General features: G+C 73.0%; 10 protein-coding genes. 2 read left to right on the forward strand and 8 right to left on the reverse strand.

Annotated features, from left to right (window positions below; translation table 11 throughout):
* Nucleotides 1-83 precede the first annotated feature (83 nt).
* From ACH4EB_RS03980 to ACH4EB_RS03990, 3 genes are all read right to left on the reverse strand, one after another.
* Nucleotides 84-1,832, reverse strand: coding sequence for an alpha-L-fucosidase (locus ACH4EB_RS03980; RefSeq protein ID WP_398345675.1), 1,749 nt, complete (start codon nt 1,830-1,832; stop codon nt 84-86).
* A 156-nt stretch (nt 1,833-1,988) separates the two neighbouring features.
* The gene (malQ, locus tag ACH4EB_RS03985; protein WP_398345676.1) at nt 1,989-4,253 is read right to left on the reverse strand and encodes a 4-alpha-glucanotransferase; all 2,265 of its coding nucleotides are present in this window, start codon (nt 4,251-4,253) and stop codon (nt 1,989-1,991) included.
* Nucleotides 4,253-4,585, reverse strand: a complete 333-nt coding sequence (locus ACH4EB_RS03990) for a hypothetical protein (protein WP_398345677.1) — start codon at nt 4,583-4,585, stop codon at nt 4,253-4,255. The genes malQ and ACH4EB_RS03990 overlap by 1 nt, the downstream gene beginning before the upstream one ends.
* A gap of 823 nt (nt 4,586-5,408) precedes the next feature.
* On the opposite strand from ACH4EB_RS03990, the gene ACH4EB_RS03995 reads away from it, so the two are divergent.
* On the forward strand, nt 5,409-8,618 hold the full coding sequence (locus ACH4EB_RS03995; RefSeq protein ID WP_398345749.1) for a beta-N-acetylglucosaminidase domain-containing protein: 3,210 nt from the start codon (nt 5,409-5,411) through the stop codon (nt 8,616-8,618).
* Between the two features lie 133 nt (nt 8,619-8,751).
* Here the strand turns inward: ACH4EB_RS03995 and ACH4EB_RS04000 are convergent, their stop codons facing one another.
* On the reverse strand, nt 8,752-9,288 hold the full coding sequence (locus ACH4EB_RS04000; RefSeq protein WP_003982442.1) for an HNH endonuclease: 537 nt from the start codon (nt 9,286-9,288) through the stop codon (nt 8,752-8,754).
* A 277-nt stretch (nt 9,289-9,565) separates the two neighbouring features.
* Here ACH4EB_RS04000 and ACH4EB_RS04005 point away from each other — a divergent pair, with 277 nt between their 5' ends.
* On the forward strand, nt 9,566-10,636 hold the full coding sequence (locus ACH4EB_RS04005) for a mechanosensitive ion channel family protein (protein WP_398345678.1): 1,071 nt from the start codon (nt 9,566-9,568) through the stop codon (nt 10,634-10,636).
* A gap of 64 nt (nt 10,637-10,700) precedes the next feature.
* On the opposite strand, the gene ACH4EB_RS04010 is transcribed toward ACH4EB_RS04005, so the two are convergent.
* From ACH4EB_RS04010 to ACH4EB_RS04025, 4 genes are read right to left on the reverse strand one after another with little or no spacing between them, the layout of a single operon-like run.
* Nucleotides 10,701-11,321 (reverse strand): SUKH-3 domain-containing protein, encoded by a 621-nt coding sequence (locus ACH4EB_RS04010; protein ID WP_398345679.1) that lies wholly within the window; start codon nt 11,319-11,321, stop codon nt 10,701-10,703.
* A gap of 4 nt (nt 11,322-11,325) precedes the next feature.
* On the reverse strand, nt 11,326-11,715 hold the full coding sequence (locus tag ACH4EB_RS04015) for a YwqJ-related putative deaminase (RefSeq protein WP_398345680.1): 390 nt from the start codon (nt 11,713-11,715) through the stop codon (nt 11,326-11,328).
* Nucleotides 11,708-12,184, reverse strand: coding sequence for an SUKH-3 domain-containing protein (locus ACH4EB_RS04020; RefSeq protein WP_398345681.1), 477 nt, complete (start codon nt 12,182-12,184; stop codon nt 11,708-11,710). Before ACH4EB_RS04020 ends, ACH4EB_RS04015 begins: the two co-directional genes overlap by 8 nt.
* Nucleotides 12,185-12,217: 33 nt before the next feature.
* The gene (locus ACH4EB_RS04025; protein WP_398345682.1) at nt 12,218-14,020 is read right to left on the reverse strand and encodes a YwqJ-related putative deaminase; all 1,803 of its coding nucleotides are present in this window, start codon (nt 14,018-14,020) and stop codon (nt 12,218-12,220) included.
* Nucleotides 14,021-14,043: the final 23 nt, after the last annotated feature.

Below are 14,043 nucleotides of genomic sequence, written 5' to 3' on the forward strand. Positions count from 1 at the left end.
ACCGTACCCGGACTTTTCCCCCGGTCGTTCCGCACCGGCCCCGGGCTGTGCCCGCACTTCTCCCCCGGCCGTGCCGGGCCCGTTCAGCGCCGGGACAGATGGGCGGTCACCGGCTTCAGGTGCGGGGCGGCGCGGGCCGCGAGGACCCGCACCCGTACGGCGTCGGCGGTCACCGGCGCGGGCAGCGCCAGGATGCGCCGGTGGCCGACGGTCGTCCCGCCGGCGATCCGCCGCCATGTCCCGCCGGTCCGCGCCTCGACGGCGAACCGTTCCACCCGCTGCCCGTACCGCAGGTCCTCCCCGAGCCCGACCCGGTCGAACGTGGCGCCTTCCGCCCGCGTGGCCGGGGCCCGGCCACCGTCCAGGAGGTCCTTGCCATACGTCTCCCGCACCGCCCGTCCGAAGCCGGTGAGGGAGGTGACGTCCGCCGCGTCGATCCGCCCGCCGCGGGCCGGTGCCACGTTGAGCAGCAGCGACGCGTTGCGGCCCACGCTCTTCTCGTAGAGGCCCAGCAGCTCGGCGGGCGTCTTGGGCCGCTCCCACGGGTGGTGGAACCAGCCGGGCCGGAGCGAGACGTCCGCCTCGGCCGGATACCACTGGAGGTACTTCGTGGTGGGCGCGAGCAGCTTCGCGCGGGAGCCGATGTCGGCGTCGGTGGAGTCGTTGGGCAGGCCACCGGAGAGCACCGACCAGGGATCGACGGCGGACGGGGTGACGCTCCACTCCGTCTCGCGCGCGACGCCCCGCTCGTTGCCGACCCAGCGCACGCCCTGCGGCCCCTGGAAGACGACGGTGCGCGGCGAGAGGCGGCGGATCGTCTCGAACCACCGGCGCACGTCGTACTTCTGCGTGATGCCGGCGCCTGCCCACGGGTTCGCGCCGTCCAGCCACAGCTCCTCCACCGGGCCGTACTGGGTGAGCAGTTCGTAGACCTGGTTGAGGTAGTACGCGCCGTAGTCGTCGGCGCGGACGGTGAAGGAGGGCAGCCGGCCGCCGCGTACGGCGTCGGCGCGGTCGTCGCCCGGGACGAGGGCGGGAAGGGTGCGCTCGGTGACCGCGCTGCCATTGCCGAAGCGGCCCAGTCCGGCGGGCGCCCGGCCGCGGTCCTCCAGGGCGACCCGTTCGGGCAGGCTCAGCGGCTTGCCCTCGGCCTGCTTGCGCCGGACCTCCTCGACCCAGCGTGCGTGCCAGGCGTGCGGCAGTTCGGCGCCGTCGGAGGGGGAGAGGTAGAGGCCCACCGCGAGCCCGGCCCTGCGGGCGGCCCGTACGTACGCGCCGACGACGTCCGGCCGCCCGGGGCTCGCCCGGACGCTGTGCGGGGTGTGGCGGCTGGGGTAGAGCACGAAGCCGTCGTGGTGCTTCACGGTCAGCATGACCTGCTCGGCGCCTGCCGCCCGGTACGCGCGCATCCACTGGTCCACGTCGAGGCGCGGCGGCGCGAACCACACCGGGTTCTCGGTGCCGGAGCCCCACTCGCGGCCGGTGAAGGTGTTCATGCCGAAGTGCGTGAACGCGGTGACCTCCCGCTCCTGCCAGGCACGCTGGGCGGCGGTCGGCACGGTGTGGGCGGCCTTCTCGATGATCCGCGCCGGGGTGTCGCAGGGCTGGACGGTCATCTGGGAGGCGGGGCGTACAGGGCCGTGGCAGGGGGACGCCACGGGCCGGTGAGCGGAGGTCGGGTGTGCGGCGGACCGGTGGACGGCGGGCCGGCCGGCCGGGGCGGGCGGCTCGCCGACGGCGGTGGCCTGGAGCGGGGCCAGGGGGACGAGAGCGGCGGTGACGGTGAGCGCGAAGGCGGTACGCAGGCGGACCCGCGGTCTGCTTCTTGCCATGGTTCCCTCCAACTCCCCGACCTCGACAGGTCGGATCTCTTGGACGGTGACCACGGCATGGTCCCGTACGGCCGGGCAGACCGGAAGACCGGAAGACCGGCGCGGGCGGCCGGCCACCCGGCCGGTTCAGCCGGGCTTCCGGCCGCTTCGGTCCGACTACCGCCGCCACGTGCGCAGTTCGCGCATCAGCGCATGGAGCCTGGGCGACGCGGCGATGTCCTCCAAGGACAGCGGGCGTCCTGCCGGATCGGCGATCGGCAGCCGCCAGTTGGGATATTCGTCCGATGTCCCCGGGAGGTTCTGCGGACGCCGGTCACCCACCGCGTCCGGCAGCCACACACCGATCATGCGCGCGGGGGTGCCCAGCAGGTAGCGGTGCAGCGCCTTGACCGCCGCCTCCTCGCTCCCCCGCCCCTCCGGCAGCAGCCCCAGCCGGTGCAGCGTCTCCAGCCATTCACCGACCTCGACCGCCTCCGCCGCCTTCTCCTCCGGGAGCGGGCGGTCCAGCAGCCCGAGGCCGTGCCGGAGTTCGGCGTGCTGTCCGGTCAGCCGGGCCGCCGAACTGGGCAGGTCGTGCGTGGTGACCGTGGCCAGGCAGTCGGCGCGCCAGTCCGCGGGCGGCAGCGGCCGGGCGGGCTCCTTGGCGTAGTCGCGTTCGAACCACAGGACGGACGTGCCGAGCACCCCCCGTCCGGCCAGCTCCGTACGGACCACCGGCTCGACCGTCCCCAGGTCCTCGCCGATGACGGCGGCGCCCGCGCGGTGCGCCTCCAGGGCCAGCACGGAGAGCATCGCCTCGGCGTCGTACCGCACGTACGCGCCTTCCGTCGGCGGCCGCCCCTCCGGCACCCACCACAGCCGGAACAGCCCCATGACGTGGTCGATGCGCAGCCCGCCCGCGTGCCGCAGCAGGCCGCGCAGCAGGCCGCGGTACGGGGCGTAGCCCTGGGCGGCCAGCGCGTCCGGCCGCCAGGGCGGCAGGCCCCAGTCCTGGCCGCGCGAGTTGAAGGCGTCGGGCGGCGCGCCCACCGACATGCCGGCCGCGAAGGCGTCCTGCTGGGCCCAGGTGTCGGAGCCGGAGGGGTGGACGCCGACGGCCAGGTCGTGCACCAGGCCGATGCCCATCCCGGCCTCCTCGGCGGCGCGCTGGGCGGCGGCGAGCTGCTCGTCGGTGAACCACGCGAGCCGGCTGTAGAAGTCGATGCGGTCCAGCAGACAGCCGCGCGTGCGGGCCGTACGGGCCGAGCGCGGGTCGTCCAGGCCGGCGGGCCAGCCACGCCAGTCGGAGCCGTACCGCTCGGCCAGCGCGCACCAGGTGGCGTGGTCCTCCAGACTGGTGCCCTGCTCGGCGAGGAAGTCCCCGTAGGCGGCGCGCCGTCCGGGGCTCAGCGGCACCTTCCAGAGCAGCTCCAGCGCCTCCTTCTTCAGCTCCCACACGGCGTCCCGGTCGATCAGCGCGCCCTGGCCGAGCACCGCTGCGCGCAGCCTCCGGGCCCGTACGAGCAGCGCGTCGGCCCGGCGGCGGGCCGCGCCTTCGAGGAAGCCGAACTCGGGGACGTCCTCGATGCGCAGGTGGACGGGGTCGGGAAAGCGGCGGGAGGAGGGGCGGTACGGCGAGGGGTCGGTGGGCGCCCCCGGTACGGCGGCGTGCAGCGGGTTGATCTGGACGAAGCCGGTGCCGAGCGCGCGCCCGGACCAGGCGGCCAGCTCGGCGAGGTCACCCAGGTCGCCCATGCCCCAGGAACGGCCGGAGAGCAGGGAGTAGAGCTGCACCATGAACCCGTGGGTGCGGCCGGGCGGCGCGGGCATCCGGTCGGGGGCGACGATCAGATGGGCGCGGGCGGAGCGGCCGTCGGGTGTGTGGGCGCGCAGGGTGTGGATGCCGAGGGGCAGGCGGCCCACGTGGTCGGCGGGGGGCGGGGGGCGGCTGTCGCTTCCGGGACCGTCCGGACCCGTGGTCCCGTTCGCGGTGTCGTTCCGGATGCGGCTCCGGTCGCGGTGTTGATCCCGGTCGCGGCCTTGGCCACGGTCGCGGCCCCGGTGCGCCGTACGGGCGCCGTCGCGGCCGGATTCCCGGGCGGGCGGCTCGTACGCGTACTCCGCGCGGCCTCCGGGGTCCGGACCCCAGTCGAGCACCTCGCCCGACTCGGTCTCCACCCGCAGGGCGGTGCCCTCGGGCAGGCGCGACAGCTCCGGGGGGCGGCCCGGGCGCACCACGACGGTGGGCGGGAGCAGGGCCCGGCCCGCGCCGTGGTCGTACGCCTCCAGTGCGGCGCGTACGGCGTGCGGAGTCGAGGCGTCGACCCCGAGCGCGGCGAGAACGGCGACGACGGTGTCGTCACCGACGTGTTCGATGCGGCCCGGTGCGGGCTCATAGGACGTGCACACACCGTGCAGACCGGCGAGCCGCGGTCGGCCCATCAGACCTCCATGGTCTCCGTGCCCAGGCCGGTCGCGGTGGGCTCGCTGGTCAGCGGCAGCTCGGCGGCGATCGGGGACTCACTGGTGAGCGGGGCGGCGTCGGCGAGCGGGGGCTCGCTGGTGAGGGGCGGTTCGCAGAAGCAGAGCGAGCCGGATCCGTCCAGACCGGAGTCGGGGTCGGACACCCCGTCGAACAGATTCGGCTCGACCGGCTGCCCCGGGTCGGCAAGTCCCGCCCCGGCTTTTTCGAATGCGGAGGGTTTGACGCGCTCTGCGGGGTACTCGGGGGCGGACGACAGTGCGTCGAGGAGGAGCTGAGCGGACGCGGCCACGGAGGGCCTCCCGTTCGTCGGTAGTGGGACACGACCTGCCCTACCCACTCCGGGCGGTCGCAGACGTACCCATTCAATCAACGTGGCCCAGGTCACACATCCCTCGTGCAGGCGATTTGCCGGTGCCGGACGGGTGACGGCGCAGAGCCGCCCCCGGGAAGGGCGATCCGGAGGAAGTCCTTCAGGGGTGGGGAGGTCCCCGAGGAGGCGGCGGAGGTCCCCAGGGGGGCGGGGGCGCGTTCCCGAGGGCGCGGCGCCCGACCACCGGCCACCGCGCCACGCACCCCTCACCCGGCGACCACCACGCGCCCCTCGCCCGGCCACCGCCACGCATCCCTCACCCATCCGGCCCGGACGACCGCGCGCACCCCCGGAACACGCCGCGACACGCCGGTCGCACACGGCAAACCCGGCACTTCGCCTTCCGCCGTTGACACCCTCACCACCACAGTGGTGGGGTCACTGCCGATGGCTTGTCCGGCGGGGTTTCCACGGGGTACGGAGCCCCACCGCGACAGTCGGCTCAGGGGCGCGCGGCCGCGGGGCGGCCGGGCGGTGGCCGGCCGGTGCGTAGGAATACGGGGACTGAGGAGAGACCGTGCGAGTCCGGAACAGCGTTCGGGACGCCGGAAGGGGCGGCAGGCGAAGCGAGGGGAACGGCGCGGCCGGGAGCGGCGCGGCCGGAGGCGGGACCGGGGACGGCGGTGCACACCCGGGCGGCGCCGAGGACGGCGGCGCCCGCCGGGCCGTGGGCCCCGACGCCCACCGGGCCGGAGTCCCCGGCCCCCGCCTGACCGGCCCCACCAGCATCGGCACCGGCAGCATCGGCCGCTTCGGCGCCGCACGGGCCGGGGCCCGCGCGCGGGTCGCCGGGGCCACCGCCCTCGCCGCCGCCGTCATCGGCGGGCTCCTCGGAAGCACCGCCCCCGCCCAGGCGGCGCCCGCCGACCCGGCCGTCGGCACTCCCGACCTGCCCGCGCGGACCGACGGCCCGGACGGCACCGGCCGGACCGCCACCGCCGGGCAACTGCCCGCCGTGTGGCCGCGCCCGCAGTCGATGCGGCCGGCCGGCGCGCCCGTCCCGCTGGACGGCGAGGCCACGGTCGTCGCCGCGCCGGACGCCGACCCGTACGCCCTGGACGCGCTGCGCGCCCTGCTGCGCGCCGCCGGGGTCCATACGGTCCACGAGGTCCGCCCGGGCCGCGCCCTGCCCGGGGAGGGACCGGTGTTCCGCGTCGGCGGCCCGGACGCCGAAACCGCGCTGCGGGCCCTCCGCGCCCCGGCCCGCGGGGACCTGCCGTCCGGCGGCTACCGCCTCGCGGCCGGGGAGGTCGCGGGCCGGGACACGGTCGCCCTGGACGGCGTCGGCCCGGACGGCCTCTTCCACGCCGTACAGACCCTGCGTCAGCTCGTCGTGGACCGTTCCGGGAGCGACGGCGGCGAGGGCGGTGGGGGCCCGGCCGCCGGCGGGAGGGCCGGCAGCGCCAAGGAACTGGCCGCGGTGGTCGTCCGGGACTGGCCCGGCACCCCCGTACGCGGCATGACCGAGGGCTTCTTCGGCCAGCCCTGGACCCGTGAGCAGCGCCTGGCCCAGCTCGACTTCATGGGCCGCACCAAGCAGAACCGCTACCTCTACGCGCCCGGCGACGACCCGTACCGCCAGTTCCGGTGGCGCGACCCCTACCCGGCGGCGCAGCGCGAGGACTTCCGCGCACTGGCCGCCCGGGCCCGCGCCAACCATGTGACGCTGGGCTGGGCCGTCTCCCCCGGGCAGGCCATGTGCATGTCCTCCGAGGACGACCTGAAGGCGCTGCGCCGCAAGGTGGACGCGATGTGGGCGCTGGGTGTGCGCGCCTTCCAGCTCCAGTTCCAGGACGTCAGCTACAGCGAGTGGCACTGCGACGCGGACGCCGACGCCTTCGGCTCCGGGCCCGAGGCCGCCGCGAAGGCGCACGCCAAGGTGGCGGACGCGCTCGCCGACCACCTCGCCACGAGGCACCCCGAGGCCCCGCCGCTCACGCTGATGCCGACCGAGTACTACCAGGACGGTTCGACCGCCTACCGCGAGGCGCTCGCCGCCGCGCTGTCCGACCGGGTCGAGGTGGCGTGGACCGGCGTCGGCGTCGTCCCCCGCACCATCACCGGCAGCGAACTGGCCGAGGCCCGCGAGGTGTTCGGTCACCGGCTGGTCACGATGGACAACTATCCGGTCAACGACTACGCGCAGGACCGTATCTTCCTCGGCCCCTACACGGGCCGCGAACCCGCCGTCGCCACCGGCTCCAGCGCCCTGCTGGCCAACGCCATGGCCCAGCCCACCGCGTCCCGCATCGCGCTGTTCACCTCCGCCGACTACGCCTGGAACCCGCGCGGCTACCGGCCCGGCGCCTCCTGGCAGGCCGCCATCGACGACCTCTCCGGCGGTGACACCTCCTCCCGCGCCGCGCTGCACGCCCTGGCCGGCAACGACGCCTCCTCGGTCCTGGGCACCGACGAGTCCGCGTACCTCAAGCCCCTGATCGAGGCGTTCTGGAAGGCCCGCGCCGCCGCCACCAACAGCGACGCCCGGGGCGACGACGAGCGCTACACCAAGGCGGCCGCCCGGCTGCGGGCCGCCTTCCACACGATGAGCGGCGCACCGGAACGGCTCGCCCCCGACCTCGCCGACGAAGTACGCCCCTGGGCGCGCCAGTTGGCGCGCTACGGCTCGGCGGGCGAGCGCGCCGTGGACATGCTGGTGGCGCAGGCCCGCGGTGACGGTTCGGCCGCCTGGACCGCCCAGCGCGCCATACAGGACCTGCTCAAGAAGATCAAAAAGAGTCCGGTGACGGTCGGAAAGGGCGTTCTGGGGCCCTTCCTCGACCGCGCGATGACCGAGTCCGACGCGTGGACCGGTGCCCGCTCCGACACCCCGCCACCGAAGGAGGACGCCCACCCCACCGCCCTGACCGTCCCCTTCGGCCGCCCCCGCCCGCTGACCGCGGTCACCTCGCTCACCGAGCCGAGCCCGTCGGCGGCCGCCGTCTCCGTGGAGGCGCACGTCCCCGGCGAGGGCTGGCGCCGCCTCGGCGGCCTCTCCCGCACCGGCTGGACGCAGACCGAGGCGCGCGGCCTGAAGGCCGACGGGATCCGGCTGGCCTGGAAGGACGGTGCCACCGCGCCGTCCGTGCACTCCTTCACCCCGTGGTTCGCCGACACCCCGGCGGCGGGCCTGGAACTCTCCCGCGATCAGATCGACGCCGACACCGGCGGCACCTTCTCCGTGGACGCCCGGATCTTCTCCCGGCGGCCCGCCGACGTGGAGGGCAAGCTCACGGCCGAAGCGCCCAAGGGATTCACCGTACGGGCGCCGGAGCACGTCACCGCCCCGCGCGGCGGCACGGCCACCGCCCGTATCCAGGTCACGGTCCCCCGCGACGCCGAGTCCGGCACGTACGAGATCCCCGTCACCTACGGGGACCGGAAGCGGACGCTGACCGTCCGGACCTACCCGCCCACCGCGGGGCCCGACCTGGCCCGCGACGCGGCGACGACGTCCTCCGGCGACGAGACGCCCGACTTCCCGGCCGCGGCCGCCACCGACGGCGACCCGAAGACCCGCTGGTCCTCCCCCGCCCAGGACGACGCCTGGCTCCAGTTCGCGCTGCCGCGCCCCACCCGCCTGGGCCGCCTCGTCCTCACCTGGCAGGACGCCTACGCGGCCGGCTACCGGGTCCAGGTGTCCGCGGACGGCGTCACCTGGCGCACGGCGGCCACCGTCCGCGACGGCAAGGGAGGCCGCGAGACCGTCCGGATGGACGCGAAGGACGTCCGCTTCGTACGCGTCCAGGGCGACCGGCGCGCGACCCGCTTCGGCTACTCACTGTGGAGCGTGGAGGCGTACGCGGTGCGGGGCTCCGACAAACCGGCCCCACCGCCCACCCGGCCGCCCGGCGGCGCCCACCCCGGCACGCCTGCCCGGCCACCGGCCACCGGGGGCACGCCCGGGGACGGTCCGTCGGCCGACGAGGAGTGGCCGGGCGACGGCCGGTAGGCGGGGGAAGGCGGGCGTGCGGGGCGGCGCGCGGACGGGAGCGGGGCCCGGCGGACGAGGGGCCGGCGGCACGGGCCCGGGCCCGGGCTCCGTCCGGACCCGGTCGGGGGGCACCCCACGCAAAAACCCGGACCTAAGCCGATACGGCATCGATCCGGGCCAGCGCGTCATCCGCCCCGTACGGCTGCAGATATGGCAGCCAACGGGGGTCCCTATGCCCCGTGCCGATGATCCGCCAGGCCAGGCCCGACGGCGGCGCGGGCTGATGCCGCAACCGCCAGCCGATCTCGGCGACATGCCGGTCGGCCTTGACGTGGTTGCAGCGGCGGCACGCGGCGACGACGTTCTCCCAGGTGTGCTGCCCGCCACGACTGCGCGGTACGACGTGGTCGACGCTGGTTGCGACGCCACCGCAGTACATGCACCGCCCGCCGTCCCGGGCGAAGAGGGCACGGCGGGTCAACGGGACGGGGCCGCGAAAGGGCACCCGCACGAAACGCTTGAGGCGGACCACACTGGGAGCGGGCATCACACGGGTCGCGCTGTGCATCAGGGCGCCGGACTCCTCAAGGCTCACGGCCTTTTCGTTGAGGACGAGGATGAGCGCGCGGCGGAGCGGTACGACGCCGAGCGGCTCGTACGACGCGTTGAGGACCAGGACATGCGGCACGGGTGCCTCCTTGTACGCCGGCGGCGCGTGGCTCGCGCCGGGACGATCTCTCCACAGTGTCCCCCGGTGCCTGGTCGCGGCGCCACCATCACCGGGTAACGGGTCCGAGGTGTTTTCCACCACATGCCTTTACTTCCCCCCAAACAGACCCGTCATGGGTCCGGTCACTCTCGAACACCGGCGCGGACCGCCCCCGTTGCCCCGTTAGTGTGGTTGGTCTGCCCGGGGCACGGTGAGTCCCGACCCGGGTCTGCTGTCCCACACGGAGGTTCCTGCTGTGTTCTGGTCCGCTTCCCCAGCCGCCACGCCGCCCGGCGCGCATCGCCGGGCGTCGTTCGACGACGCCACGGAGAAGGCCACCAACGCCGCCGGATGGGTGGAGGAGAACTGGGCGACCTGGCTCACATCCGGTCTGCAGATCGCGCTGATCATCGTGATCGCCGTGATCCTGCGGCATGTGATCCGGCGCACGATCACCAAACTCATAGAGCGGATGAACCGCACCGCGACGGCCGCCCAAGGCACCGCGCTGGGCGGGCTCCTGGTCAACGCCGAACGCCGCCGCCAGCGCTCCGAGGCCATCGGCTCGGTGCTGCGCAGCGTCGCGTCCTTCGTCATCATGGGCACCGCCGCCCTGACGGTGCTGTCCGTCCTCAAGATCAATCTGGCCCCGCTGCTGGCCAGCGCCGGCGTCGCGGGCGTCGCCATCGGCTTCGGCGCACGCAACCTCGTCACGGACTTCCTCTCCGGCGTCTTCATGATCCTGGAGGACCAGTACGGCGTCGGTGACGAGATCGACGCGGGCGTGGCCACCGGTACGGTCGTCGAGGTCGGCCTGCGTGTCACCAAGCTGCGCGGCCCCAACGGCGCCATCTGGTACATCCGCAACGGCGAGGTCAAGCGCATCGGCAACCTCAGTCAGGGCTGGTCCACCGCCACCGTCGACGTCATGATCGCCCCGGACCAGGACCTGGACCGCGCCCGCGCCCTCATCACGGCCGTCGGCGAGGAGATGTCCAAGGCCGAACCCTGGAACGAACAGCTCTGGGAGGCCGTCGAGGTCCTCGGCCTCAGCGAGGTCCACCTCGACTCCGTCACCATCGGCGTCTCCGCCAAGACCATGCCCGGCAAGGCCCTCGGCATAGAACGCGAACTCCGCTGGCGCATCAAGAAGGCCCTCGACGCCGCCGGCATCACCCTGGCCCCCCGCCCCCTCCCCACCACCCCCGACGAATCCCCCACCCCCGACCCCACCGCCACGGTAGCCGCCCCATCGGCCCTGGCCAGCCCGACTTCACCACAGTCACTGGCGACTACGCCGATACCGCCGCCGAACTTGGGCAAGTAGCCGGGCCGTCCGGCCGCCCCACCAGACCGCACCCGCCCCGCAGTCCAGGGCCGGGGGCGGCTCCTCACCCGAAGACAGCGCGCACCTCAGCACCGGGGGCCACGCCCTCAGTCCGGGTGGCCTCCGACGACGCACCGCCACCGGCCCCTGTCGGTTCCGGTCCCGACTCCGCAGGGTCCGACTCCACCGACTCCCACGCCCCGTCCTCCCCCACCCGTTTCGGCCGCCGCCCCTCGATCAGTACGGCCAGCCCGGCGAGCACCGAATCACCGAGGTACCACCAGCCGCCGTGGTTGACCATGAAGAGGCGGCTCTGTTCGTCCACGGCGAGCAGGGACGCGTCCCCATGCGATCCGAGCGGGAAGACACGGCTGCCGATCCGTTCTCCGAAACGGTGCATGGTGGCCGACGCGAAGCGTCCCTCGCGGGGATCGAGGACGAAGGCCCGTAGGCCACACTCCAGGCCGGGGCCGTGCAGAAGCACATCCAACCCGTGGAATCGGCGCACCGCTCGTTCCGCCGCCGGAAAAGGCTCCCAGGGGACACCGCTTCCGGGCCCGACCGTGCTCACGGTCTCCAGCATGGCCAACAACGCGGCCGACCCAGCATCGCGCGTCGGCGACCATCCCGCGTCACCGAGCACCGCGAGCGCGCTGCGCACCATGCGATCCGTCCGCTCACTCATACCGTCAGGCACCGACGAAATCGATGCCCAGCCGGTCGATCAGCGCCCGGCAGGCCGCACACGGCGCCGTCGGCTGCCCGTGGTCCGGGTCTCCTTCTTCACGGATCATCTTGGACACCATGGCGGCTCCCGCAAAGTGCGGAAGAGCCTCGTCCAGAGAGATCGGGGCACGGCCGGGACGTTCGGCGTCGATCCCCCACATCTGATCGGAGATGAGGGCGGATTCGGCGCAGTACCCGGTGAATGAATCCTGGAACTCAACAGGCAGGGCCTCAAGAAACTCACGCACAGCCGGGTGGAGGTTCGGCTCACCCGCACCGCTCAGATTGGTGTGACTGAAGATTCTCCCTTGCACGAGAAGCGAAGAAGCAGTACCTGGCACAAGATCAGACATAATATTCCTCGGCAGGCTCGGTGCGTCCGTTCATCAACCTGATGACAGCTTCCCGCATCTCTGACCCCAAGTAGTAGAAGCCGGTGTGATGCAGATAGAAGAAGCGACCGGACGGGTCGATCACCGCCAGCCCCCCTTCGATACTGTCCCAGCCGACCGGAAATACCGGCGCCTGCAACCCCTCGCTGAGTTCACGGATCTCCTCAGCCCTGTCGTCACAGAACTTCGCACACGTATTGAAATGCTCCGTACGACCCTCATCGTAGGGGAACTCCACGTCGAGGAAGCCGTACGAGTTCAGAAACTCTTCCGCCGCACCAGAGAGCGATACCGGGCATGCCTGAGCCGCCAGGTCCGCGACGACGAACCGCACCAGTTCCGGCACCCGATCCGATACGTCGCGCCCCGGGTACCAGCCGGCGGAGGCCAGCAGCGCATCGGCCTCCCGGCGCTCGGAGTCGGTCAACATGTCAAGCCATCCTTCCTGCCGTTCGAGAGCGCACTACCGATGAGCCTTGACGCCCAGCCGGGGAAGCATCGAACTGCAAGAGCGGCACGGTTCCTTGTAATCACCATGGTCGATCTCGATTTCTCCGGTTTCTCGATTCCGCTGCTGACCGATCTGACGGGTGTGCACCATGCTCCCGTCCAGGGCTTCCCGCGCATCTTCCGGTGTGCGAATGCGGGTACCATCCGGATCCATTTGATGCAGTCGGTCCGAAATCAGCGCCACCTCGGCACAATTCCCGTGACCCACCCCAGGACGCTCCCCGCTGGCCAGTTTGTCCGCCTCAATCTCATCGAGGACCTGCCGGACGACCGGATGCGCCGCCGCGCGCGTCTGCGGTTCCGGCTTCTCCATCTTCCCTTCTTTGATCAGCTTTGCTTCCTGCGGGCTGAGGACCGGCTTCCGGCGCGTCGTGCTGGTGTGGGACGTGATGACGCCATTGTGCAGCAAGCTGCCGGCACATCCGCTGGTGCGCTGATCCTTGCCAGGCACAGTGTTGCTGTTATCGGCTGCGCGAGCGTCGTCCGCCACTTTTCGTGATTCGTACTCCAGCCGCTCCATACGGGCCGACTCGTCCAGGTGGTTCACATCGACCGGATCGTTCCGGTGGTGCCTCATCTCGCCGGCACTCCTGCCATGCCAGTGAGGTGCCCCCTCGCCACCGGGAGGGCCTCCCCCTCGGCCGCCTCCGCCCCCGCCACCCCCACCCCCCTTCGGCCCCTTCGGTTCCGGTTTGCCGCCCTTGCCGAGGCCGGAGAAGTGGGCGGAGAGTTTCCGGTCGTTGTCCTTGTGGTTCTTGGCCATCTGTTGGACGCCGCGGGTCATGCTGTCGTCGAGGTGTCGGGCGGACTTCTTGACCGCGTCCTCGATGCCGTCGATGACCTTGTCGAGCATCGTGTTGGCCGCGTCCGCGATCGCGTCCTTGCCGCGGGTACGGCCGTGGTGGCTCCTGGCACGGCCGATCTTGCCGCCGGCGGTGTCACGGAAGTGACCGCCGGCGCTCTGCAGGCCGGTGACGGCCCTGACGTGGGCGTCATGATCGAACGTGAAGCCGCCGCTGCCGGAACCGGACCCGCCACCCACCCCACCCCCACCCCCGCCGCCCGCACTCAGAAGCCGCATCGAACTGCCGGCGGCATCCTTCGCGCCCTGCACGCCCCGGGAGAAACCTTCCCTGCCCGCCTTGGCGGCCTGCCCCAGGTCGACACCGTCCCTGACACCCAGCACATCGCCGCCGAGCTGGACGACCAGATCACCGACCATCGCCGCCAGGGCCTCCTCAACAGGAGTCAAAGCAATGCTGACGACCTGCTCGGCAACCTGCCGGCAGACCTCCTTGAACAGACGCTTGACGACGACCCGGGTCGCCTGCGTGGCGGCCAGAGCACCCAGCTCGGACAGGCCGAAGGTGAAAGGCGCGGCAGCCTGGGCGGCAACGACCTCGGCAGCCAGAATCCCGAGCTGGACGATCGCACCGAGCTTGGCCCCCTCGATCAGCACGGCCACACCGTCCAGCGCGGCGGCGGCCAGTTCCCCACACCGCGCCAGCTTCGCCAGATGGGTACCGTTGACCTTCCCCCAGTGCGCGTTCAGCGCCTCCGCGGCCTGCCCGCCACCCGCCGACGAGACCAGCGCCCGCACCGCCTGATCCGCCTGACCCGCGCCATCGCTGATGTCCCCGGCGAACTCCCGCATCGCCGTCGCCATCTCGCGGTAATCGTCCTCATCGACATTGGGCCACGACACCCCGATGATGTCCAGAACCTCGTCCGCCCACCCCGGCAGCACCACACCCATGCAGAACACGCCCCCCGTTGAAC

This window comes from Streptomyces sp. NPDC018045, from assembly GCF_044327445.1.
In the GTDB taxonomy this organism is placed as follows: domain Bacteria; phylum Actinomycetota; class Actinomycetes; order Streptomycetales; family Streptomycetaceae; genus Streptomyces.